We start from the raw sequence: 21,733 nt of genomic DNA on the forward strand, positions 1-21,733 counted from the left end.
GTGGTGCGCTGTCATGCCTGGTGGTGCGGTCCCTTGCCTTTCCCCGTCTTTCGCGGCGCGCGCGGCGCGGCGGGTCTCCTCGCGCTCAGTTGGTACGCTCGTTGAGTACCGTTCAGCCAGTTCGATCAATAGCCACCGGTACTCGAATTGCCGGTGCTGCCGGACGTGCCGCCGCCGTTCGTCGACGAACAGGCGGCAAGCGAGCCCGCGAGCCCGACCGCCACGATGACGAGCAGCGCCGACACGACGCGGCTTGCGTGGCTGCGTTTGATCGCATGCATCGATTTCATGAAGCGTTCTCCTGCGAGTTGAAAAGCGACGATGCCTTCATAACGCAGCCCGGTCGCGTTTTATTCCGCCCCCGTGAAAACCTTTTTGCGCGCGACTGGACAAATGATTCTGGCGCGCTAACGTGATGATGTGGATCGTCCATCCGGCCAGGGTGCGGGACCGGGTGAAGCGCGCGCACTATGTCGAAATCGTGGCAACGGCAGGCAGATTGCGAGCAACCCGCGGCGCGCAGAGCGTGCCCCGGCGCGCATCGTGCTTGCATTTCGTCACGTTTTGGCGCGCGCTTCGCTGTGAGCCTTGCCGCACGCGTTTGAATGAGCATTGCCGTGTCATGCCGCGCAACGCACCGCCGCGAACGATGGATCGCGAGCGCCGCGGCAGCGCTGGTAACGACTCGTTACACATCTTGAAGGATGCTTCCTGAGCGGCAAGCCGGTATAGTGGAACGGTCCGCTACGCGCCGCGCAAGATGCCCGACACAGGGTAGAATCCTGGCCAACCACTGTTTTTCTAACCAGAATCGTCCATGCCTTCCGCAGAATCACATCCGCAAAACGACTTCATGAACGCAGCGCGCAAAGAACGCAAGCGCGTTGAGATCTATCTCGTCAACGGCATTCGTCTGACGGGCTGCATCGAGTCGTTCGATCAGTACCTGGTGATGCTGCGCACGCCCGTCGGTCTGCAGGGCATTTACAAGCGCGCCATCTCCACGATCCAGCACGACACCGGAACGCGTCCGCGCACGGCACGCCCGCAGGGCGCGCACGGCGAGCATGGCGGCGGCACGCGTGGCCCGCACGGTCCCCGTGAGTCGCATGGTCCGCGCGAGCCGAGAGAGCCGCGCGAAAGCTATGGCGCGCCGTCCGGAGATCGTCCCGCGCCGTCGGAACGGCCGGCTTCGTCGGGCGCATCGTCCGACGGCCCGGTGATCGTCACGCGCCGCCGGCGCCTGTTCGGCGGCGGCAACGGCGACAGTGGCCCCGGTAACGGCGGCAACGGCAACAGCTGAACTTCGGCTAGCTTCCCAGACTCCCCACCCGGTGCAGCAGCGTCTCGATCCGCTGGATCTGCTGCTGCGTCAACTCAAACCCGATCTTGATGTCGAGCAGGCGCCGCCGCCAGTAGGTCGCGTTGAGCGTCGCGTTCATCGGCTGTCGCGTCGCCCACTCGAGATGGTCGAGCTCAGCCTCCACCACGCCATGCCACGCGTGGATTCGCTGCCTCGGACCCGCGGCGTTCGGACTCATGTCGGCATCACCCCTGATCGGCGCCGGCGCGCCGCCCGGCTGGGCAACTGCGCTGCGACATCCTCAAAACGAGTTACGCCTGATGAATTTTCAGAAGGCTGACAGCAATCCGCGTACGGTGCGGTGCGTGGCGAACCCGAACCCGAACGCGGCACTGCGCATGCTGGCGTGACTGGTACGAGGCTCACGCACCGGGAGTGAACGTTGGCCATCCGGACGACGACCGGCGCTGGCCCCTTTACGCTATGCTGACTGTTCGTACTTCGATGGGAGCGCGCCATGTCCAGGTCGAAACCCGCGCATCACACTCCGCCGCCATCCGGCGACACTCCGCACACGCCTGACGAACTGCTCGACGAGGCGCTGGAGGAAACCTTCCCTGCCAGCGACCCGATCGCGGTCGACCCGCCGGACGCGCCGAAACGCCCGCCGGGCAAACCCGCTGCTATTTCCGCGCCGCACCACGGCAAGCATCGCTAGCGCATGGCCGGGCCCCAACCCCTCAACGGGCGATACCTGCGCGCGCGCACCGGCGAAGAAGCGCGCGTGACCTACATCGAGCTGTTCTTCGACCTGATCTATGCGTTCGCTGTCACGCAACTGTCGCATCGGCTGATGCACGATCATGGTCTAGAAGGCGCGTTGCAGACGCTAATCCTTTGGTTCGCGGTGTGGCTCGGCTGGCAGTACACCTGCTGGGTCACGAACTGGTTCGACCCGGACCGCATACCGGTGCGTCTGCTGCTGTTCGCGGTGATGCTGACGGGCATGGCGATGGCTGCGAGCCTGCCGCTCGCGTTCGGCGAGCGCGGCCTGCTGTTCGCGCTCAGTTACGTGACGATCCAGCTGGGCCGCAGCATCGTCGTGCTGCTCCTGCTCGGCCGCGACCATCGGCTGACGGCGAATTTCCGGCGCATCTGCGGCTGGCTCGCGATCTCGGGTATCGCGTGGATCGCCGGCGGCTTCGCGGATGGCGCCGCGCGCTTCGGCTGGTGGACCGCCGCGGTGCTGTGCGAATACGTCGCGCCGATGTTCGGTTTTCCACTGCCGTGGCTCGGCCGGTCGCGCGCGGCCGACTGGCGCACAGCCGAAGGCGGCCACATCGCCGAGCGCTGCCAGGGGTTCGTGATTCTCGCGCTCGGCGAATCGGTACTGGTCACAGGCGGCACGTGGTCCGACCTCGGCGGCTGGGATGCGCCGTCGGTCATCGCGTTCCTCGTGTGTTTCGCGGCCAGCGTCGCGATGTGGTGGATCTACTTCGACACCGGCAGCGAAGCGGGCAGCCGCGCGATCGTCGAATCGAAGGAGCCGGGGCTGATGGCCTCGTACTTCCATTACATCCACGTGGTTCTGGTGGCGGGCATCATCGTCAGCGCGGCCGCGGACGATCTGGTGATCCTGCATCCGCCCGAACGCGTGACGCTCGCCACGGTGTGGCTGCTCGCCGGCGGACCCGCGCTCTACGTGATCGGCACCGGGCTCTACAAGCGCGTCGTGTACGGCTGGTTTCCGCTGTCGCACTGGATCGGCTGCGCGCTCTTCGCGCTCATCGCGCCGTTCGCGCTGCACACGGACCTGCTGATGACCGCCGGCCTGACGATGGCCACGCTGATCGTCGTGGCCGGCTGGGAGACCGTGTCACGCCGCGTGATGGCTGGGGCAGGAACCGATGACAGAACCGATACGGGCGCGACCGCCGAGTAGGCGATCGTTAGCGCTCCGTATCGTATCGTCCCGTCGAACGTTTGTTGAACGTTACCGCGTCGTGCCCGGCAGTCCGCCCTCGAGCTGATGCTGAAGCTCGCGCACCTGCCGCTGCGCGTCGCGCAGCTGCGCCTGGGCAGCGATCTTCTGCGCCTGCAGCGCATCGGCCTGATCGTGGTTCTGTTTCTGCTGGCTCGCGACGATCTGCTGCTGTTGCTGCGCCACAGCCAGGTCGGCCTGCAGACGGCTCGCATGCTCCTGCGACAGCGCGATCATCCGGTCGGTGAACGCCTTCTGCGCTTCAAGCTGGGTCCGTCGGATCTCGACGCTCGAAAGCTGCAGCGTCTGCCGCGCGAAGTCCTTGTAGATCAGCTCGGCGCGCGTCGCGTCGGTGGTCTTGATCACCCGCCAGAAGGTCTTCTGCTGGAACAGCGCGACCCAGTAGTTCATCTCTTTCGCATCGAACAGCAGGCTTGCGCCATAGCTGCCGTTGTAGGTCGTGCGAAATTCGGTCAGCGCCGAGCCGTGAATCAGCTGCTGCAGTTCGGCGACGTTGCCGCCGGTCGACTGCTTTGCCTCGTCGGCATTGAGCACTGGCTGAGAGGCCGCCTGTGAGGCGACCTGAGCGGCATCGGCACCCGGCGTCTGGCCGGACACCACCGGCAATGCGGTGGTGGCGGCAGGCGTGGCGACGACTGCGTCGCTAGCCGGCTGCACCGGCGCCGCGGCCGGCGTCGGTTGTGCGAACGTGCAACCTGATCCCCCGATACCGATCAGCAATGCAAGGGCCACCTGTCGAAAGGTCGACTTTCGGTCCATGAATATCCCGTCGTAACGTTGTAGTAATTTCTTCTCATCGCTTAAGCAAGCTGTCTCATTATTACTCACTTTCGCGAATTTCGGGCTCTTCATCGAAGATCTGATACTTGCGCATCTTTTCCCACAGCACCTTGCGGCTGATGCCGAGGTACTGCGCGCTGTCCTGCCGGCGCCAGCCGTTCGCCTCCAGCGCGGCCAGCACGCGGCCGCGCTCCGCCATGTCCCACTTGCTGCGATCGACCAGCACTTCGGTGGCATTCTCGGCCGGCACCGGCTGGCTGGAGCGCGCGAGCGCGACCAGCCGGTGCAGACGCGCGGCGTCCCATGCACCGACCTGGCGCACGGTCACGCCGATGCGCTCGGCGAGATTGCGCAGCTCGCGCACGTTGCCGGGAAAGTAGGTGTCCGCCACCGCCTCGGCAAGCCAGTACGGCAGATCGGGTAACACAGCGAGCCGCTCCGCGCCCACCACCGACGCGATGAACGCCTTGAAGATCGCGATCTTGTCGACCGCGCCGCGTTCCTCGAGCGACGGAATGCGCAGCTCGATCACCGCGAGCCGGTAGTACAGGTCCGCGCGAAAAGCGCCCTCTTTCACGAGCTGCGGCAGATTCTTGTTGGTCGCGGCGACGAGCCGGAAGTCGAGCTTCGAAGGCGTGGTCGAACCGATCCGCGTGACCGCGTTGTCCTCCAGCACGCGCAGCAGCTTCACCTGCTGGTAGAGCGGCAGGTCGCCGATTTCGTCGAGAAACAGCGTGCCGCCGTCGGCCTGCTCGAAATAGCCCTTGTGCGCGAGCACCGCGCCGGTAAACGACCCCTTCGCATGACCGAAGAACAGCGACTCGAACAGGCCATCGGGAATCGCGCCGCAATTCACCGCGACGAACGGGCCCGCGCCGTAGCGCGAGTGCTTCTCGTGCAGCAGCTGCGCGATGCGCTCCTTGCCGACGCCCGTCTCGCCGCCGACCAGCACGCTCGTGTCGCAGTCGGCGAAGGTGTCCACCTCGCGCAGCAGCGCCTGCATGCTTTCGGAGTTCGCGACGAGCGTGGTCGGCGAAAGCGTCTGGGCGGAATGCGCGCGGACCTGCTGCACGAGCTTGACGATCATGCCGCGTAGCTCGGCTGCCGTGAAATCCGCGGGCAGGATGTGCGAGTACTCGGTGGGATACATCGTCGGATCGTGGTCGCGCGGCGCCGCGCCGACCCACACCACCGGCATGCCGAGCGCGCGCCAGTCGCGCAGCGCGAGCGCGCCGCTGTCGATCGCCGACACGCTGATGATCGCGAGCGACGGCCGCGTCGCCGTGCGTTCGGGCGAGATCGCGATGTCGTCGGCACGGATCACGTCGACGTCGAAGCTCGCCATGCAGCGCGCGACCCGCTCGACGATGTCGGCCTTGCCTTCCCAGACATACAGGTCGAGCTCTTCGATTTTCGTGGGGGTTCTCATCGTCAGGATTGCCTGGTTTGCCTGCTAGCTGACGATGCGGGCAGCGCCGCAGGTCAGCGAGTTGTGATGGACCGTCGCGGTGCCGACCTGCGCGCCGAGCGCGCCGAGCACCGGCACGAACACGTCGTCGAGCGACGCGAACACCGGCTGCAGCGTGGTGGTCAGCGCGTTGCTGACGCCGGTCAGCAGCGTCGTGAGCTGGCCCGACGTCAGATTGAGATTCAGCACCGTGACCTGCAACGCGTTGGGCACGGTCGCGAGCACGCTGCCGGTGAGCGAGGACAGATCGCTGCCCACCTGGTTCGAGTTGACGGTCTGCGTGTCCGCGCCATCGGCGGCCGCGCCCGTCACGCCGGTGAAGCTGATGGTCTGCGGACCGGGGGGCTGCACCGTCAGCCAGCCGATGCCCGATCCCGCCGTCGAGCCGAGCGCGATCTGCGCGACCTTGGTCTGGCCCGTCAGGATCGAGCCCGCGTACACGCCAACGACGTTGATCGGACCGCCGCAGTTCGAATCGGTGCCGAGGCACGCTTTCGCGACCACCGGCTGCACGTCGATCTGCACGGCGCTGTCGGGCTTCGTCGTCGAGCAGTCGACATCGGTCAGCGCAGCGTCGCCTTCGCCGCTCGTCAGCGACAGCACGAGCGGATTGTTGAGCGCCTGCACCGTCACGTTTGCGACCACGAGATTCAGACCGAACGACGAAAACACCGGCGGCGCGAGCTTGAGGCTCGCCGTGATCACCGCCGTGCGCGCGGTGGTGCGCGCGTTGCCGTTCGCGTCCGGACCCTCGCCGATCGCGAGCGCGGGCGGTTGCAGGATCTGCAGCGACAGGCTCGCGGGCATCACGCCGACGAGTGCGGTGCTCGCGTCGACGTTGATGATCGGCGGCGCGGACGACGAGCCCGCCGGCGCGCTGCGCGAAATCTGCGCGGCCACGAACACCGCGTCAAGCGGCGACAGCGTCGCGTCGACTGCCGATTGCGGATCCGCGAGCGACAGCGCGAGCAGACCCGGCGACGACGTGCCGCCATCGCCGACGTTGAAGCTCTGGTTGCCGGGCACCGCCACCGCGAGCGTGTCGAGCAGCGTCGCGTCGGCGGTGTCGCCGTTCGCGGTCAGCGCGCTCACCATCGCCGCGGTCAGCTGCTGGTAGGTGACGGACGTGCCGAGCAGCTCGTTCACGGTCGTCGCATGCAGCTGTACCATCAGGTCGTGCACCGACAGGCGCGCGTTCGCGAGCCCCTGATAGTCACCGACACTCAGCGCGAGCTGCGTGCCGAGCAGACCACCGAGAATGCTGTTCAGCAGCACCGACTGCTGCGTATCGAGCTGCGCGAGGCCGGTGCTGAGCGTGAACGCGTCGACGTCGGTGGCCTGCGCCGTGGCCTCGACCGTCATCGTGCGCGACGGCCCGAGGAAGAAATACGGCACTGTCTGCGCGATGTCGACGAGCACCGCGTTCTGCGGCGCGCCCGCCGTGCTGAAGAAGCTGGGCGCGGCGTTCGCGCTGGTGTCCCAGCGGCCGCAGGTCACGTTCAGCGTTGCGCCGCTCGCGTCTGTGCTGAAGCCGTTGGCCGCCGCATTGCTGTTCGCAGCGGCCTGCGCGTCGGCACAGCTGCCGGCGATACGCTGCGAGCCGGCGATCGCGGCGAGATCCGCGACGCGTTGCAGGCTGCGTTTCTCGAAGAACAAATGACCGACGTCGATCACCGCGAGCGCGGCCACCGCGACGAGCAGCCAGAACGCCGCGACCACCGAGATCGCGCCGCGCTGCCGTCGGAGGCTCCGCCTCGCTGCGATCGCGACCATCTCAGTTCTGCGCGCCGTTGCCGTTGGTGTAGTCGACGTGCAGCTGGTTCGCCGCGTTGCCGCCATCCGTCGCCGACGTGAACGACGCGGGGATCTTCGTCTTGAACGAATCCAGGTAGCGCTGATAGGCAAGCCCGGCTTCCGCGCCAAGCATCGGCTGCATCGGTGCGGCTTCGCGGTTGCTGCGCTGGAGCGCGAGCCATGCGTTCGTCGAATCGCCGATCGCGACCGGCGGCGGCAACGGCTGCACAGTCGACTGCTGCGCGTGTGCTGCCTGCGTGATCGATAGCAGCGTGCACGCGGCCGCGCAGATGATGTACAGCGCGGCTTTCGTCGCGAGCCGCTCGTTGCGATACGTGTAGTCGTTCATTACGTGTTCTCCGTTCATTGCTCGCCGTCACTGCGAGAAGCGTTGCAGCAGATGCGGCGCGCCGTCCCAGCCGCTGATCGTCGATATCGGAGCCGTAGCGCTGGCGCTGTCAGTCGCCGCGATATGCGACTGCGCTGCGTGCTGCCCCGCGCCCGACGCGAATGCATCCGGATCGGCTTCGGCAATCGCCGCGAGCACCGATGGCGTGGCCGCGCGCGCGTTCGCATTCGCATGCGCGTGCGATGCTGCGTGTTGCCGCGCGCGGCTCGCGGCATCGACTTTCGCCGCATCGGCACGAATCGCCGCGCGCACGTCGGGCGCGAGCTTCTGCGTGTTCATCAGCGTCTGCGCCTGCTGCGTCTGACCGTCCGCGAGCAGGAACAGCGCGAGATTGCTGACGATCTTCGGGTTGTTCTGATCAAGCTCGGCCGCCTTCATCAGCGGAATCCGCGCGCCGGATACATCGCCGTCGCGCAGCCGCGCGTACGCGAGATCGGAGAGCGTCGACGCATCGGTCGGCGACAGTTGCACGGCCTGGTGCAGCTCGTTCGCCGCGCGATCGAAATCGCCCGCCGCGCCCGCGAGCAGTCCGAGCCCGCGGTGGCCGCGCGCAGCAAGCGGCGTCCGCAGCAGCTGGCCGTAGGCGGCCGCGCTTGCCGCCGGTTGATCCGTCGCGCGCAACGCGTCGGCGCGCAGCAGGATCGTGTCGGGCGTGACGCCGTACTGTTTCTCGTACGCATCGATATGCGCGAGCGACGCGTAGTAGAGACCCTGCTGCTGCATCCGGTCGATCAGGCCCAGGTACATGCCCGGCGTGTCCGGCGCGGGATCGTGCTGCGTCTGCTGCTGCAGCTGCGCTTCGCGCTCGGCCTGCGGCCCCACGCCATAGCCGGATTCCTTGATCGCGCACGCGGACAGCAGCGTGACGCTTGCGAGCAGCGGCAGCAGCGCGAACGCGCGCGACTTCCTCGCGTCGTTTCCGCTCACGCGTCTTGCGTCCGCTCTTGCGTCTGCTCTTTCGTCCGCTTGCACCCGCAACGTCTCGTAAGTTTCGCGTCGCATGCTCGTCCGGTCGTTCATCATGTGTATGGTCCTCAACGATGCATCGCGCGCAGCGATTGCTTGACGGTCATGAGACCCGGTCCCGCGGTCACGATCAGGAGCGCGGGCAGCAGCGTGAGAATCATCACGCCGGTCATCTTCACGGTCAGCCGGCCGATACGTTCGCGCAGCATCGCGCGGCGCGCTTCGCGCAGCCGGTCGCCGAACTGCTTCAGCGGTTCCTGCACCGCGCCGCCATGACGGTCGACCTGCACGAGCAGCCGCACGATCGCGTGCAGATCCTCGTTGGCGTAGCTCGAAGCGAGACGTTGCAGCGACTGCTCGCGCGTGCGGCCTGCGCTGAACTGACGCTGCGCGATTTCGAGTTCGCCCGCGAGCACCGGCAGCATGCCGCGGAAGTCGTTGACCATCACCTGCAGGCTCTGGTCGAGCGACAGTCCGACGCCCTGCAACAGTCGCAGCAGATCGACGAGCAGCGGCAGTTCGTCGACGACGGCAAGACGCCGCTGCGACGCACGCCGCCGGATCGCGAACTTCGGCGCCATGAAGCCGACGATCAGCGCGCACGCGGGCACGATCACGAGCCGGCCGCCATGCAGGTCCGCAAGCCAGATCGCGAGCACCAGAGCAACGAGCGCGCAGGCCACGCGGGCCACGAGAAACAGCCCGCGCGTGCGAACGTCGACGAAGCCGCATTGCTCCAGAAAACGGCGGTCCTCGTCCGCGACCACCTGGCGGCCGAACGGCGTGTCGAGCCAGCGCACGCCGGCATCGCCGAGACGTTGCAGCGCGCCCGCGAAACCTTGGTTGCGCGCTGGCGACGCGTTGGCGCCCGCGCGGGCCGCACCGCTTTGACCTGCTGCGTTCAACCCGGCGCCAGATCCGCGCACATCGCCAGCACCGGCACCGGCACCGGCACCGGCGGCAGCAGAGACCGCAGCCGCCGCGGCGATCGCCACCGCGCGCTGATCCAGTGCGCTCGACAACGTGCGCGCACTGCGCCGCGCGGCCGCGATGCGCGCGAGCACGAGCCCCGCGATCATCAAGAGCGCGAGCGCGAACAGCACGAGCGCCAGCGCGGCGAGCTGGTTCGGTTGCAACGCGTTCATCCCTTCACCCTCGCGAGCCGGTACAGGAGCCACGCGCCAAGCGCCTGCAGCCCGAACGCGGCATAGATGAAATCGCGGCCGCCCTCGCTCGCCCACATCACGTTGAAGTACTCGGGGTTCGTCGCGATCACCATGCCGCCGATGCCGATGGGCAGCGCGGTCAGCACCCACGCGGACAAGCGCGTCTCCGCGGTCAGCGCGGAGAGTTCGCGCTCGGCCTGTTCGAGGTCGCGCATGAACGACGCCATCCGGTCGAGCATCACGTCCGCGCGGCCACCGTATTTCACCGACAGCCGCAGCACCGCGCCGACGAGTTCGAGTTCGCGCGCGCGGTACACGGCCGCCACCTGATCGAGCGCGCGGTCGATCTCGACGCCGGTGCGCAGCATCCGCGACACGTGGTCGAGACACTCGCGCAGCGGTGCGTCAGTGGTGAGCAGCGACGCCTGGAACGCGGCCGGCACGCTGTTGCCGAGTACGATCAGCCGCACGATGCCGTCGAGAAACGCCGGCAGTTGCCGCACGATCTTCTGGCGACGGCGGCGCGTACGCGCCGAGAACCAGAACGCGAGCGCCGCGCCGCACCCGACGAGCATCGCGAGCGCGGCGAACCCGCCGCGTGCGCGCGCGGCCCACAGGCACGCGGCACACGTTGCGGCGAGCGCGAGCAGCGCCGGCACGCGCGCATCGGTCACGCCCGCGCGGATCATTGCGTGTTCGAGCGCCAACGCCCCGCGCGCCTGGAATGCGTGCCAGCGTGTTTGCGCGGCGTTTGCGCTTGCATTGGTGTTTGGGCTCGCGTTTGCGTTTGCATTCGACTGGCCACGCGCGCCTGCAACGCCCACGGTCGCGCCCGCCATTGCTCCGGATGCAAACGCCGACGCGCCCCGCGCGCCCGCTTGCCCTGCGATTCCTGTACGCGCCTGCGACTGCGGCAGCGCGCCCGCCGTCGCGGTCTGCGCCCGCGCGGTGCGGCTGTCGATGAAGCGCTCCGTGCTCACACGCGATTGCCGCACCACGCCGCGCTGCCACACGAAAAGCGCGCACGCCACGCACACGAGCGCGAGCGCGCCGATAAGCGCGGCCGCGCTAGCCACGGAAACCTCCGCCGAAGCCACCGCCGCCACCGCCAAATCCATCCCCGCGGAAACCGAAGTGCCCCGCGTCGCCGCCCAGTTGCTGGCGGAACTTCGCGAGCTTCGGCGAATGCGGATGGATGCCGAGCGACACCCATTGATCGAGCTCGTCGCCTTCGGGCGTCAGCACAGGCTCGTAGCGATACAGCTCCTGCGTTGCGATGATGTTGTCCGAGAGACCCGTCACTTCGGTCACCGACAGGATGCGGCGACGTCCATTCGACAGCCGGCCGATCTGCACGATGAAGTCGATCGCGTTCGCGATCTGCCGGCGCAAGCTCGATTCCGTACCCTGGAAGCCCGCGAAGCCGGCAAGCATTTCGAGCCGGTACAGGCATTCGCGCGGCGAACTCGCGTGCACGGTGCCCATCGAGCCGTCGTGGCCGGTGTTCATCGCCTGCAGCATTTCGAGCACTTCGCCGCCGCGCACTTCGCCGACGATGATGCGGTCCGGGCGCATCCGCAGCGTGTTGCGCAGCAGGTCGCGGATCGCCACGACGCCGGTGCCGTCGTAGCCGCCCGGCCGGCTTTCGAGCCGCACGACGTGCGGGTGGTTCAGCGACAGCTCGGCGGTATCTTCGATCGTCACCACGCGTTCCGCTTCGGGGATATGGAACGCGAGCGCATTGAGCAGCGACGTCTTGCCCGAACTCGTGCCGCCCGACACCAGCACGTTGCAGCGCGCCTCGACCGCCGCTTCGAGCAGCGCGCCGATCTCTTCGCTATACGTACCGTTGCCGAGCAGATCGTCGGGACGCAGCGGGTCCTTGCGGAACTTGCGGATCGACACCACCGGCCCGTCGATCGACAGCGGCTCAATCACGACGTTGATGCGGCCGCCGTTCGGCAGACGCGCGTCGACCATCGGATTCGACTCGTCGAGGCGTCGGCCGATCGGCGCGAGAATCCGCCGCACGATCCGCAGCAGGTGGCCGTTGTCCGCGAAGCGCACCGGAATGCGCGCGAGAATACCGTGACGCGACACGTACACGTCGTGATAGCCGTTGATCAGGATGTCTTCGACGGCCGGGTCGTTGAGCAGATCCTCGATCGGCCCGAAGCCCGCGAGTTCTTTCGTGAGCGCCTCGGCAATCAGGCGCACCTCGCTCTCGTTGATCGGAATCCGGCGCAGCCGCACGAAGCTGTCCATCTCGAGGTCGACGAACTGGTTGATCGCGTTGCGCGACCAGCGTCCGAACTCGGCGCCCAGTTCCTCGATCCGCGTGAGCAGATGCTCGTGCGCCGCGTTCTTGATGTCCTGGAACTGCTGGCTGTGCGCGAACGAAGGCGAGTCGTCGGCAAATTCGATGTCTTTTGCCATCGTCTATGACCGTCTGGATGAAGTGGGAATGAAACGGCGCAATGCATCGAGACCGCGCGCGGCACGCGGTGTGGCAGGCGTGTCGTTGCTCACGCCGCCCGTGCCGCCCGTGCCGCCCGTGCCGCCGAGGCGGCGCACGAGCGGTTCGAGCGCGCGCACATACGGGTCGCGCTCCGCGCGCTCGGCAAGCAGATGTCCTTGATTCACCGCCTGACCGAGCGCGACGCGCCGCTCGGGCAGCGTCGCGAGCAGCGCGAGTTCGAGCCGCTCCGCGATCTGCGCGGCAGCCAGTCCGAGCGCCGGCTCGAAGCGGTTCACGATCAGCTGCACCCGGCTCGTGTCGACGCCTTCGGCGCGCAGCGCATCGAGCGCGCCGACCGCCGACACGATCGACGCGACACCCTGATCGCAGAGCAGCCACGTTTCGTCCGCGGCCTCGACCACCTGCGCGATGAACTCGGTGTGCGTGAAGCCGCCGAGATCGATCACCTGCTGATCGAAGAACGCGCGCAGCCGGTTCAGCAGGCTGATCGACGACGCGTACGACACCTCGCGCATCTCGGCAAGGTTCGCGGGCAACGTGGTGAGCGCAAGACCGCTCGAATGACGCGACAGCGCGGTGTGCACGAAGGTCTGATCGAAGCGGCGCAGATTGCGCACCGCTTCGACGAAATTGAACTCGCTGCGCGTGTTGAGCAGCAGCGTCGCGTCCGCCGCGGGCAACCCGAGGTCGAGCAGCGCCGCCTGGCGTCCGTGCGGCGCGTCGCGCCGTTGCAGCAGCACCGCGAGATTCGCGGCGAGCGTGCTCACGCCCATGCCGACGCGCGCGCCGATCAGCGTGGTGACGCGGCCATGCCGGCTCACCGGTTCGACGAGATTGTCGAGCACCTCGCGCGTGATGCGCAGCGCGTCGTCGGCCGGCGCGGACAGGTCGATGAAATCGCGCACGCCGGCGCGCAACGCGGCGAGCGCGCTCTCGGGCTCCGCGAGCGAGCCGACCGCGATGACCTGCAGTTCCGGCCACGCGGCGCGCGCCGCATTCGCCGCGGCGCTCGCGGCCGCCGCGCGACCGCCGGAGAAATCGACGAACACCAGCGACGGGTTCACGCGCGCGATCCGCTGCGTCAGCTGCGCGGGCTCGAGCGTGGCGGGCTCGACAGCGCCCGCGCCAATCAGCGTATCGGCGAGCCAGTTCAGATGCTCGGCCGCCGGCGACGCGAACACGAAACGGTCAGTGGTGGCCGGCTCAGTCAAGGCCTGGGTTCTCGCATTCATGGTCGGACTCCGTCGCGCGGCGCGTCATTTCGAAAATCCCGGCGCCGCATCGTTGCTCGCCGCGCCGCCGAGGAACGACCGCCATACCGGCGGATTGCGCTGCTCGGCCTGCTCGCCCGGCGTCGCAGGCACGGTCGCGCCCTTCGCGAGCGGCGACACGAGATGCGGCGTGACGATGATCACCAGCTCCTTGTCGGTCTGCTGGTAGTTCAGCTGCTTGAAGAACGCGCCGATCACCGGCAGGTCGCCGAGCAGCGGCACCTTGTCGACGTTCGACGCGGTCTCGCGATCGATCAGCCCGCCGATCACGAAGCTCTCGCCGTCGCCGAGTTCGACGGTGGTGTCCGCGCGGCGCGTCGTGATCGCGGGCACCGAGATGCCGTTGACCGTCACCGCATGCACGAAATCGAGCTGGCTCGCCTCCGGCGCCACCTTCAGCGCGATGCGCTGCGGGCTCAGCACGGTCGGCGTCAGCGACAGGCCGATGCCATACGGCTTGTATTCGATCGACGTGGTGCCGAGCGCTTCCGGCACCGGGATCGGAATCTCGCCGCCCGCGAGGAAGCTCGCGCTCTGCCCTGACAGCGCGACGAGCGTCGGCTCCGCGAGCACGCGCGCGAGGTTGTTCGATTCGAGCAGGCTCAGGTCGGCCGCGAGCCCGTGCGTCACCGAGTTGAAGACGAGGTTGAACGCGGACGAGATCGGCGAGGTCGCCGTGACGCTCATGGTCTGTCCCGGCGACAGCGCGGGCGTGAAAGTCGTCAGCGAGCTCGGCCCGAACGAGCCGAACGCGAAGCCGTTGTTCTGCCGCAGGAAGTTGAAGCCCGCTTCCTTCAGCACCTGGCGGCTGAACTCGACCACCCGCACGTCGACCTGCACGACGGGGCGCGTCGCGATCGTAGACGTGTCGAACACGGTGCCGTCCTTGCCGAGCGAGCCGTTCGCGGCGACCACCGCGCGCTGGTGCTGCTCCATCGTCGGCGTGCTGCCGGTGATGAGCGCCGTGCCACTCAGCACCTTGACGCCGGGTGTGTCGCTGCCGAGCAGCGCGTGGGCCGCGTTGGTCGTCACGTTGACGGTGTAGCGCACCGGCATCTCCTGACCGCGCTCCCACAGCATCACGTCCGTGGTGCCCGCCGCCTTGCCGATCAGCAGCACGCCGCCGCGCCGGTCGCCCTTCACGATCAGCACGTCCGCGACGGTTGGATCGCCGACGGCGATGCGCGCGAGCGCGTGTCCGACGGCGAGCGTCTGCTGCGCGCCGACCGTGATGTCGATGGTTTGCGACGGTTGACCGAGGCTCGTGGTTGCGCTGTCCGCCGCGTTTGCGCATGGCACGAGCGGCAGCCACCCGATGCCCGTCGCGAGACCGATCGATAGCGCGATTCCCGCCGAAAGAAATCGTTTTGTCATGTTGTGATGGGCAGTGACCGCTGCCCGCTCCCTGAAACCGCTGAATGCTTGTGCCGTCGGGCGCTGGATGGATCGCGCCTTGAATCAAGCGTTGAATCAATCACCAGGCCACCGTTTCGGCATGCCCGCCTCGTATCACTTCAATGTTGCCTCCGCTTTGCGCCGTCACGACCGGACGCGCTTTCGGCACGCTGCGTTCCGGTTGCCGGCCTGTCGCGTTCTGCGCGCCGGACAGTTCGGCGAGCGCAACGCCTGCGGCGGCACGTGTCGAACCGTTCAGGTCAGGGTCCATGCCGCCGTCCTTGCCTTTGATCGCGGCGCCCGACGCCGACGTCTTCACGACGCCGCCATATGGCGCGAACGCGGCTGGATCGACGACATCGTCATCGTTCGGATTCCGAAGCGCGAAGAACAGGCGCCCGGAGGTTTCGGCGAGCGCAAGCTTGTCGACGTCCTCGACCGGCACCGCCAGCACCGCGGTGCGCGGCGCATTCGTCGCCGAACGCTGCTGGCGCGCGCCATTCGTATTGCTCGCGCTGGCGGCATCGCCAAACGCGAGCACGCGCACCTTCGACATCAGCAGGCGCGCCTGGGTTTGCGCGATCTCCGCGTTGCCCGCATTCAGACCGCCCGCGCTGCCGTCGCGCTTCAGCGTGAAGAACACGTCGACATAGTTGCCGGGCTTCACGCGGTCGCCGACGGCATTCGCTTCGTCGACGCGCACCGCGACCGCGCGCTCGCCGGGGCGGATGCGCTCGGCGATACCGGTCAGCAATTGGGCTTCGAACACGGGCGTATGCGCGGCGATATCGACGGTCGGTGTACGACCCGCGATCGCGCCGGCGTCGCTGAACGTGCCGTTCGGATTGACCGGCATCGACTCCACCGCGAGCGCGTCGGGCGGGATCGGCTGGCCGGCCGGCAGCGCGCGCGTCGCGACGACGATCGGCCAGCGCTGCGCGAGCGTCGCGGATGGCGGCGGTGCGGATGGGCGCCGCGACAGCGTCCACGCGAAGATGCCGAGCAGCACGGCGAGCACGATCAGCACGGCGGCGGCGATACGGGTCAGCGTGGCCACGATGTGCCTCCGCGAAAGTGTGGCGCGCGATCGCGCGGGGTCGGCATCACGGTCACAGGATGTTCTCCGGATTGAGCTGCACCGTCGAGCTGCTCGACAACGTGCTGGGCAACGCGATGCCGAGCAGCGGCAGCGTGGGGACGAGCGGACTCGCCGCGTAGTCGTAGTTCATCGTCACTTCGATGCAGTCGAGCGATGCGTCGTAGCTGCACGCGGCGGGCGTCGCGGTGCAGTTCGCGCGGTTCGCGAGCCACGACGACACGTTGGCCGCGGCGGTGCAGGCGGCGCTCGCCCGTGCATCGAGCGCGGCGTTCAGCGTGGTCGCGTCCTGGTACGCGAGCGCGGCGCGCGCGCCCTCTTCCGCGGCGAGCGTCAGGCTCTGCTCCGCGACGAAGATCAGGCTGTACGTGACGATCGCGTACAGCACGAGGAAGAACAGTGGGAACAGCAGCGCGAACTCGACCGCGGTCGCGCCGCGCGCCCGATGGCGGGCGCCGATGCGCCGCTTGCTGGCATAGCGGCGAACGGCCGTGCGAGTACCAGGCGCGCTCATCGCCATAGTCCTCCCAGACCGTGCGCGGTCCGCACGACATGCCATGCGAGCATGCACGTCCACACGATCGCGGGCACCGTGAGACAGGCGGCATACGGCGTTGCGCGACGCGTGCCGAGCACGAGCGTCGGCGTGCCGCTGCGCCGGCCCGGCACGCTCAGCGCCGCGAGCGGCGTGCGGGTAGCGATCAGCAGCACGGCCGCGTGAATGCCGGCCGCGAGGCTCGCCGCGACCCACAGGCCCAGCAGCGCGTGCACGCCGCACCATGCGCCGAGCACCGCAAAGACCTTGACGTCCGCGGCGCCCATCATCCGCGCCATATAGAACGGCAGCAGCGCGACGAGTCCGACGGCCGCGCCCTCCATCATCCGCAAGGGCGTCACGTCGAACGGGCTGCGCTGCGCGAACGCGCAGACACACGCCGTGGCCAGACCCGCCGCGACGAGAAGATTGGGAACGCGCCGGTTCCGGCAGTCGCACAGCGCGACCGCCGCAGCCCAGGCGATGAACAGAAGACTACCCACGGGCGCACTCATCCGCTTGAAAATGCCGGACGAGCTTCACCACACGCGAGCCGCGACGCAGCTCGCATGAAGCTTAGTTGTCCGACTGACAGAAAAAGTGCGCTAGCCGCCCGTACCGCTGGAGCCGCTGGAACTGCCGGTGCTCGTTGCCGACGAGATGACGCTCGTGATGCTGGTGAATGCCGATTTCAGCTCGGTGGCGAGGCCGCTCATGCTGCTGGCGATGGCCAGTGCGATGAGCCCTGCGATCAGGCCGTATTCGATGGCCGTGACGCCCTCGTTGTCTCTCAGGAAACGTCTGGTGAACTTTCTCATTGTGAACCCTCGGAATTGCTTTAATCGTTTGTATGGCACCCGTGTGACCGTGTGACTGGTGCTTCAGGCCGGCACACGGAAGGCGTTTCTCTCATCCGCCTTTCTCGTGCTGTTGCCGACGTCCGGTCATGTTACGGCTGCTGCTGCAACTGGCTTCCCATTCTGGTCTGTTCGATAACGTACCTCCCCCGTCATCCACGACTCTGGTGCAACTTATAGCTCAATGCTTCGATTTAAGCAATGAGTGTTGCGTGAAACCCTTGCCCCGCATGGCCTGACGGGGTTGCCCGAATTATCGGCAGCGAATCGCGCGAACCGACCTAGGGGTTTCCATGAGTTAGATTCGCTGCACTAACTATCCGTTTGAACCGCCCGTTTCAATCGTCCGTGTGTGTCCGCGTTACGCGCGCCGCCGTAACGCGGGCCGCCGCCCGTTACGTTACGCGCCGCTCATCGCGCATCGAAGCCGCGCCCGCCTGCCCTTCCCAAGGTCGTCCTCCGGTTTGATTCGTTCGTTCGTCCGCCTTGCCGCACAAGGCTCTGCGCGATTTCACGAAAGCACGCGAATGCTCCCTCGCCGATTCCTCATGCGAAATGGCACACCTGTTGCAGATAGGGGCCCGCAGCACGATCAACTACACCTACGAAGCGAGGGCGACATGCAGATTCAAACGACACACGGTCTGGTACGGACTTCCCTGATCGCGGCCAGCGTGGCCGCGATGCTGTCACTTGCCGCATGCGGAGGGTCCGGCACGCTCAGCCAAGGCACCGGCACCGGCAGCGGCGCCGACGGTGGCAGCGGTGCGCTGTCGACGACGGGCAGCGGTTCGGGTTCGACCTCGGGGTCCGGCCTCGGCAGTTCGTCGGGCGGTTCGGGCAACACGACCGGCAGCGGCACGACGGCCACGGCGAACGCGGCGGGACAGGTGGTGGCGAACGCGGGCGGTGTGGTCGGCGATGCGGGTTCGACGGTGTCGGGCATCGGCTCGACGCTCGGCTCGCAGTCGGTGCCGGGCGTGAGTTCGCAGACGACGCAGGCCGCGGCCGGTGTGGTCGAGAACGTCGGCGCCGCGGTGTCGACGCTCGGCAGCGGTATCACGAACGGCCTCGGCCAGCTGGGCGCGTCGACCGATCCGGTCGGCACGACGCTATCGAGCGCCGGCGGCGCGGTCGGCAATCTCGGCAACGCAGTGACGAGCGCGGGCAATCTCGTGACGAGTCTCGGCACCGGTTCCCTCGCGCCGCTCGCACCGGTGACGTCGCCGCTCGGCGGCGCGATCGATACGCTCGGCGGCGCCGTGACCAACGGCGGCGGCACGCTCACCACCGCGCTCTCGACGGGCCCGGTCCAGCAGGTCACGCAGCAGCTCAGCACGGCGATCACGCCGATCACTTCGACCGTTGCATCGACCACGCAGACGGTCGGCACCGCGACCGGCCTGGGCGCGCCGGTCAACAACCTGCTGCAGACGGTGGGCGGCGGCTTGAACCAGGCTGGCGCGATGGTCGCGTCGTCGGGCAACGGCAACCCGGTGACGACGGGCGTAGGCGGCGTCGTGTCCGACACGGGCAAGACGGTCGCCTCGGTCGGCGGACTGCTGACGGGCGGCAACGCTAGTTCGAATCCGCTTGCGCCGATCACTAGCGCGCTGGGTGGTCTCAGCAGCCTCGGCGGCCTCGGTGGATCAAGCGGCGGCAGCAATCCGCTCGCGCCCGTCACGAGCGTACTCGGTGGCCTCGCGGGTGGCACGGGCGGCAGCAATCCGCTCGCGCCGGTGACCACCGCGCTGTCGAGCGTGACCGGTGCGCTCTCCGGCGCGGCTGGCGGCTCGTCGAGCCCGCTTGCACCGGTGACGGGTCTCGTGTCGTCGGTGACGGGCGCGCTGGGCGGCGTCGCGGTCAGCGGCTCCGCGAGCCTCGGCTCGGCATCGGCGAGTTCGAGTTCGTCGGGCGGCAGCGCGCCGGCGCTGACTGCATCGACGGGCGGCAGCAACGGCAGCGCGAATCCGCTCGGCTCGGTGACGACGCTCGTCGGCGGCCTGCTCGGCGGCGTGACGAAGAAATGAGCGGCAGCGCGTGCGGCGAAACGACGACGTCGCTTCGTCGTCGGGCGCGAGCGACGTCGCGGCTGAGCAGACTGCGGCCCGCGTCGCACAGGTAGTCGTGGTCGACGCAATGCCGCGCGGCGATGGGATCGAGCGGCGTTGCTCGCGGCAGCGGGATGGTTTTCTGAAAGTGCGCAGCGCAGTAGGCGCACGCGCAGCAATGCGTAGTAGCACGTAACAACGACGGTCAAGTTTTCGACAAACGCGGCCGTCAATGCAGCGATAACGAACACAGAAAAGCGGTAACGCGGAGGCGCATGCCATCCGCAACATTCGACGCACGCCCGGCCAGGCGGCGCGAATGCACAACAAACAAGGCCTTCCGAGGACAACCAGCATGAAATCCGGCTCCCTGACATGGACGCTTTGGCTCGCCACGCTTACGGCGCTCGCAGCCGGCGCCGCCCACGCGCAGTCGCGCCCCGCACCCGCGCCGGCACCGACGCCCGCACCTGCGCCAGCCGTCGGCGGTAATCCGCTCGATTCGCTGCCGCAGATCAACGCGCCGCAAAAAGGCCCGAACGTGACCGTGCAGGTCCAGCAGCAGGCGCCGCAACTGCAGGCGCTGCTCGCGCGCCATCTGACGCCATCGAAGATCCAGGTGGAAGGCGTGAAGACGCTTCCGTTCGATCAGGTCGCCGCGCGCTTCACGCCGCTCGTCGGCAAGGACATCACGATCGGCCAGCTGATCGACACCGCCAACGGTGTGACAAAGCTCTATCAGGAACGCGGCTATGCGCTGTCGTTCGCGTTCGTGCCGGCGCAGGACTTCGCGGACGGCGTGGTGCGCGTGACGGTGGTGGAAGGCTATGTGGCCGACGTGAAGGTCACCGGCCGGCCCGGCGCGACCGAGGACAAGATCCGCGGCATCGCGGCGCACATCACCGCCGACCGGCCGCTGCGGCGCGCCACGTTCGAGCGTTACATCAACGTGCTCGGCCTGCTGCCGGGCGTGAAGGTCAACGCGACCGTCGAGCCGCCGAAGAACACCGACGGCGCGACCACGCTGACGCTCGCTGTGGACCGCAAGCCGTTCAACGTCAGCACCGGCATCGACTTCAATCACCCCGGCGTGCAGGGTCTCCTGACCGCGACCGAGAACGGGCTCACGTCGCTCGGCGAGCAGCTGAGCGTGTCGGCGTTGCTGCCGAAGGGGCGCGACAACCAGACCTATCTGGCTGTGGACGGCGCGCTGCCGATCGGCACCAACGGCCTGACCGCGAAGCTCGATGCGTCGCACTACCGCGGCAATCCGGTCGACAATCCGGGCCTGCCCTCGTACGTGCAGCGCACGGTGATCAACGACAAGCTCGGCGGCTCGCTCGCGTATCCGCTGCTGCTCAGCAATACGCAGAGCCTGATGGGCACGGTGACGGCCTACGCGTCGCACGACGAGGACCGTTACCGCAACCAGATCACGGGCGCGCAGATCGGGCTGCAGTCGCAGGTGCGCGTGCTGCAGCTGCAGGCCGACTACGCGAGCGTCCAGACCGGCCAGGTGCGCAAGCTGAGCGTGAACGTCGCGAAGGCGTTCGATATTCTCGGTGCATCGAAATCCGGCGATTCGAACGTACCGGGCGTGGTCACGGTCAATCCGGCGTCGATCGATTTCGTGCGCACCGGCGCCACCTTCACGCAGACCAACGACTGGCCGCATGGCTTCGGCACCGCGCTGTCGCTGACTGGCCAGTACAGCCCCGATTCGCTGCCCACCTCCGAGCAGATCTCGTTCGGCGCGCAGCGCTTCGCGCTCGGCTACCAGCCGGGCGAAACGTCCGGCGACTCCGGCTGGGGCGCGTCGTTCGAGGTCAATCGCGCGTTCGGGCTGGGCTTCACGTATCTGAAGTCGATCACGCCGTATGTCGCCGTCGATACGGCGCGCGTCTATCTGCATGCGGGCACGCCGGCGCCGTCGAAGCTCGCGTCGGTCGCGCTCGGCTTTCGCATCACGGATGCGAAGTACTACAGCCTCGATCTGTCGGTGGCGAAGCCCGTCGGCGATGCGCCGGTGGAGAGCGCGTCACGGAGCCCGCGGATCAATGCGACGTTCTCGTATCAGCTCAATTGAGGGTGCTGCGTTGCCGTGTGGTGCAGTGCGGTGCGGTGTGCCGCGCGGTGAATCGAAGGCCGCCTCTAATCGATC

General features: G+C 67.7%; 21 protein-coding genes. 5 read left to right on the top strand and 16 right to left on the bottom strand.

Annotated elements, in window-relative coordinates; translation table 11 throughout:
- Window positions 1-125: 125 nt before the first annotated feature.
- The gene (locus DVS29_RS37185; protein WP_164707824.1) at window positions 126-290 is read right to left on the bottom strand and encodes a hypothetical protein; all 165 of its coding nucleotides are present in this window, start codon (window positions 288-290) and stop codon (window positions 126-128) included.
- 527 nt (window positions 291-817) lie between these two features.
- On the opposite strand from DVS29_RS37185, the gene hfq reads away from it, so the two are divergent.
- Entirely contained in the window at window positions 818-1,303 is a 486-nt protein-coding gene (gene hfq / locus DVS29_RS03425; RefSeq protein WP_118179025.1) for an RNA chaperone Hfq, read from the top strand.
- 7 nt (window positions 1,304-1,310) lie between these two features.
- Here the strand turns inward: hfq and DVS29_RS03430 are convergent, their stop codons facing one another.
- Window positions 1,311-1,541 carry a hypothetical protein gene (locus tag DVS29_RS03430; RefSeq protein WP_118179026.1) on the bottom strand — a complete coding sequence of 77 codons (231 nt, stop codon included), beginning with the start codon at window positions 1,539-1,541 and terminating at the stop codon, window positions 1,311-1,313.
- Between the two features lie 279 nt (window positions 1,542-1,820).
- On the opposite strand from DVS29_RS03430, the gene DVS29_RS03435 reads away from it, so the two are divergent.
- Complete coding sequence (locus tag DVS29_RS03435; protein WP_118179027.1) at window positions 1,821-2,021, top strand: hypothetical protein; 201 nt, start codon at window positions 1,821-1,823, stop codon at window positions 2,019-2,021.
- Window positions 2,022-2,024: 3 nt separating this feature from the next.
- A complete protein-coding gene (locus DVS29_RS03440; RefSeq protein WP_118179028.1) occupies window positions 2,025-3,245 on the top strand; it encodes a low temperature requirement protein A in 1,221 nt (406 codons plus the stop codon).
- 51 nt (window positions 3,246-3,296) lie between these two features.
- Here DVS29_RS03440 and DVS29_RS03445 read toward each other — a convergent pair whose 3' ends face one another.
- The 14 genes from DVS29_RS03445 to DVS29_RS03510 form a co-directional block, all read right to left on the bottom strand.
- On the bottom strand, window positions 3,297-4,064 hold the full coding sequence (locus tag DVS29_RS03445; RefSeq protein ID WP_118179029.1) for a DUF2968 domain-containing protein: 768 nt from the start codon (window positions 4,062-4,064) through the stop codon (window positions 3,297-3,299).
- A 61-nt stretch (window positions 4,065-4,125) separates the two neighbouring features.
- Window positions 4,126-5,514, bottom strand: coding sequence for a sigma 54-interacting transcriptional regulator (locus DVS29_RS03450; protein WP_118179030.1), 1,389 nt, complete (start codon window positions 5,512-5,514; stop codon window positions 4,126-4,128).
- Window positions 5,515-5,538: 24 nt separating this feature from the next.
- A complete protein-coding gene (locus tag DVS29_RS03455) occupies window positions 5,539-7,326 on the bottom strand; it encodes a TadG family pilus assembly protein (protein ID WP_164707837.1) in 1,788 nt (595 codons plus the stop codon).
- Window position 7,327: 1 nt separating this feature from the next.
- A complete protein-coding gene (locus tag DVS29_RS03460) occupies window positions 7,328-7,696 on the bottom strand; it encodes a DUF3613 domain-containing protein (RefSeq protein ID WP_118179032.1) in 369 nt (122 codons plus the stop codon).
- Window positions 7,697-7,723: 27 nt separating this feature from the next.
- The gene (locus DVS29_RS03465) at window positions 7,724-8,683 is read right to left on the bottom strand and encodes a tetratricopeptide repeat protein (RefSeq protein WP_420816062.1); all 960 of its coding nucleotides are present in this window, start codon (window positions 8,681-8,683) and stop codon (window positions 7,724-7,726) included.
- Between the two features lie 107 nt (window positions 8,684-8,790).
- The gene (locus tag DVS29_RS03470) at window positions 8,791-9,858 is read right to left on the bottom strand and encodes a type II secretion system F family protein (RefSeq protein ID WP_118179075.1); all 1,068 of its coding nucleotides are present in this window, start codon (window positions 9,856-9,858) and stop codon (window positions 8,791-8,793) included.
- A 5-nt stretch (window positions 9,859-9,863) separates the two neighbouring features.
- Entirely contained in the window at window positions 9,864-10,964 is a 1,101-nt protein-coding gene (locus tag DVS29_RS03475; RefSeq protein ID WP_118179076.1) for a type II secretion system F family protein, read from the bottom strand.
- The gene (locus tag DVS29_RS03480) at window positions 10,957-12,324 is read right to left on the bottom strand and encodes a TadA family conjugal transfer-associated ATPase (protein WP_118179033.1); all 1,368 of its coding nucleotides are present in this window, start codon (window positions 12,322-12,324) and stop codon (window positions 10,957-10,959) included. The genes DVS29_RS03475 and DVS29_RS03480 overlap by 8 nt, the downstream gene beginning before the upstream one ends.
- Before the next feature lie 3 nt (window positions 12,325-12,327).
- Window positions 12,328-13,599, bottom strand: a complete 1,272-nt coding sequence (locus tag DVS29_RS03485; protein WP_118179034.1) for a fimbrial protein — start codon at window positions 13,597-13,599, stop codon at window positions 12,328-12,330.
- A 24-nt stretch (window positions 13,600-13,623) separates the two neighbouring features.
- Window positions 13,624-15,012 carry a type II and III secretion system protein family protein gene (locus DVS29_RS03490; RefSeq protein ID WP_118179035.1) on the bottom strand — a complete coding sequence of 463 codons (1,389 nt, stop codon included), beginning with the start codon at window positions 15,010-15,012 and terminating at the stop codon, window positions 13,624-13,626.
- A 100-nt stretch (window positions 15,013-15,112) separates the two neighbouring features.
- Window positions 15,113-16,093, bottom strand: coding sequence for a Flp pilus assembly protein CpaB (gene cpaB, locus DVS29_RS03495; protein ID WP_420816065.1), 981 nt, complete (start codon window positions 16,091-16,093; stop codon window positions 15,113-15,115).
- A 49-nt stretch (window positions 16,094-16,142) separates the two neighbouring features.
- On the bottom strand, window positions 16,143-16,643 hold the full coding sequence (locus tag DVS29_RS03500; RefSeq protein ID WP_118179077.1) for a TadE/TadG family type IV pilus assembly protein: 501 nt from the start codon (window positions 16,641-16,643) through the stop codon (window positions 16,143-16,145).
- A complete protein-coding gene (locus DVS29_RS03505; protein WP_118179037.1) occupies window positions 16,640-17,179 on the bottom strand; it encodes an A24 family peptidase in 540 nt (179 codons plus the stop codon). The genes DVS29_RS03500 and DVS29_RS03505 overlap by 4 nt, the downstream gene beginning before the upstream one ends.
- 90 nt (window positions 17,180-17,269) lie before the next feature.
- Window positions 17,270-17,482, bottom strand: coding sequence for a Flp family type IVb pilin (locus DVS29_RS03510; RefSeq protein WP_118179038.1), 213 nt, complete (start codon window positions 17,480-17,482; stop codon window positions 17,270-17,272).
- 659 nt (window positions 17,483-18,141) lie between these two features.
- Here DVS29_RS03510 and DVS29_RS03515 point away from each other — a divergent pair.
- Together DVS29_RS03515 and DVS29_RS03520 are read left to right on the top strand one after the other, a co-directional pair.
- Window positions 18,142-19,551, top strand: a complete 1,410-nt coding sequence (locus DVS29_RS03515; RefSeq protein WP_118179039.1) for a collagen-like triple helix repeat-containing protein — start codon at window positions 18,142-18,144, stop codon at window positions 19,549-19,551.
- Between the two features lie 376 nt (window positions 19,552-19,927).
- Window positions 19,928-21,658, top strand: a complete 1,731-nt coding sequence (locus DVS29_RS03520) for a ShlB/FhaC/HecB family hemolysin secretion/activation protein (RefSeq protein WP_118179040.1) — start codon at window positions 19,928-19,930, stop codon at window positions 21,656-21,658.
- The last annotated feature ends 75 nt before the right edge of the window (window positions 21,659-21,733 follow it).

This window comes from Paraburkholderia phosphatilytica (genome assembly GCF_003443895.1).
Lineage (GTDB): Bacteria > Pseudomonadota > Gammaproteobacteria > Burkholderiales > Burkholderiaceae > Paraburkholderia > Paraburkholderia phosphatilytica.

Bases quoted from the DNA above. Each gene is read 5' to 3' on its own strand.
- DVS29_RS03510 (WP_118179038.1), bottom strand. From the start codon at position 17,482: ATGAGAAAGTTCACCAGACGTTTCCTGAGAGACAACGAGGGCGTCACG.
- DVS29_RS03445 (WP_118179029.1), bottom strand. From the start codon at position 4,064: ATGGACCGAAAGTCGACCTTTCGACAGGTGGCCCTTGCATTGCTGATC.
- DVS29_RS03460 (WP_118179032.1), bottom strand. From the start codon at position 7,696: ATGAACGACTACACGTATCGCAACGAGCGGCTCGCGACGAAAGCCGCG.
- DVS29_RS03520 (WP_118179040.1), top strand. From the start codon at position 19,928: ATGAAATCCGGCTCCCTGACATGGACGCTTTGGCTCGCCACGCTTACG.
- DVS29_RS03490 (WP_118179035.1), bottom strand. From the start codon at position 15,012: ATGACAAAACGATTTCTTTCGGCGGGAATCGCGCTATCGATCGGTCTC.
- DVS29_RS03430 (WP_118179026.1), bottom strand. From the start codon at position 1,541: ATGAGTCCGAACGCCGCGGGTCCGAGGCAGCGAATCCACGCGTGGCAT.
- hfq (WP_118179025.1), top strand. From the start codon at position 818: ATGCCTTCCGCAGAATCACATCCGCAAAACGACTTCATGAACGCAGCG.
- DVS29_RS03435 (WP_118179027.1), top strand. From the start codon at position 1,821: ATGTCCAGGTCGAAACCCGCGCATCACACTCCGCCGCCATCCGGCGAC.
- DVS29_RS37185 (WP_164707824.1), bottom strand. From the start codon at position 290: ATGAAATCGATGCATGCGATCAAACGCAGCCACGCAAGCCGCGTCGTG.
- DVS29_RS03440 (WP_118179028.1), top strand. From the start codon at position 2,025: ATGGCCGGGCCCCAACCCCTCAACGGGCGATACCTGCGCGCGCGCACC.
- DVS29_RS03455 (WP_164707837.1), bottom strand. From the start codon at position 7,326: ATGGTCGCGATCGCAGCGAGGCGGAGCCTCCGACGGCAGCGCGGCGCG.
- DVS29_RS03500 (WP_118179077.1), bottom strand. From the start codon at position 16,643: ATGAGCGCGCCTGGTACTCGCACGGCCGTTCGCCGCTATGCCAGCAAG.
- DVS29_RS03485 (WP_118179034.1), bottom strand. From the start codon at position 13,599: ATGAATGCGAGAACCCAGGCCTTGACTGAGCCGGCCACCACTGACCGT.
- DVS29_RS03505 (WP_118179037.1), bottom strand. From the start codon at position 17,179: ATGAGTGCGCCCGTGGGTAGTCTTCTGTTCATCGCCTGGGCTGCGGCG.
- DVS29_RS03515 (WP_118179039.1), top strand. From the start codon at position 18,142: ATGCAGATTCAAACGACACACGGTCTGGTACGGACTTCCCTGATCGCG.
- DVS29_RS03450 (WP_118179030.1), bottom strand. From the start codon at position 5,514: ATGAGAACCCCCACGAAAATCGAAGAGCTCGACCTGTATGTCTGGGAA.
- DVS29_RS03480 (WP_118179033.1), bottom strand. From the start codon at position 12,324: ATGGCAAAAGACATCGAATTTGCCGACGACTCGCCTTCGTTCGCGCAC.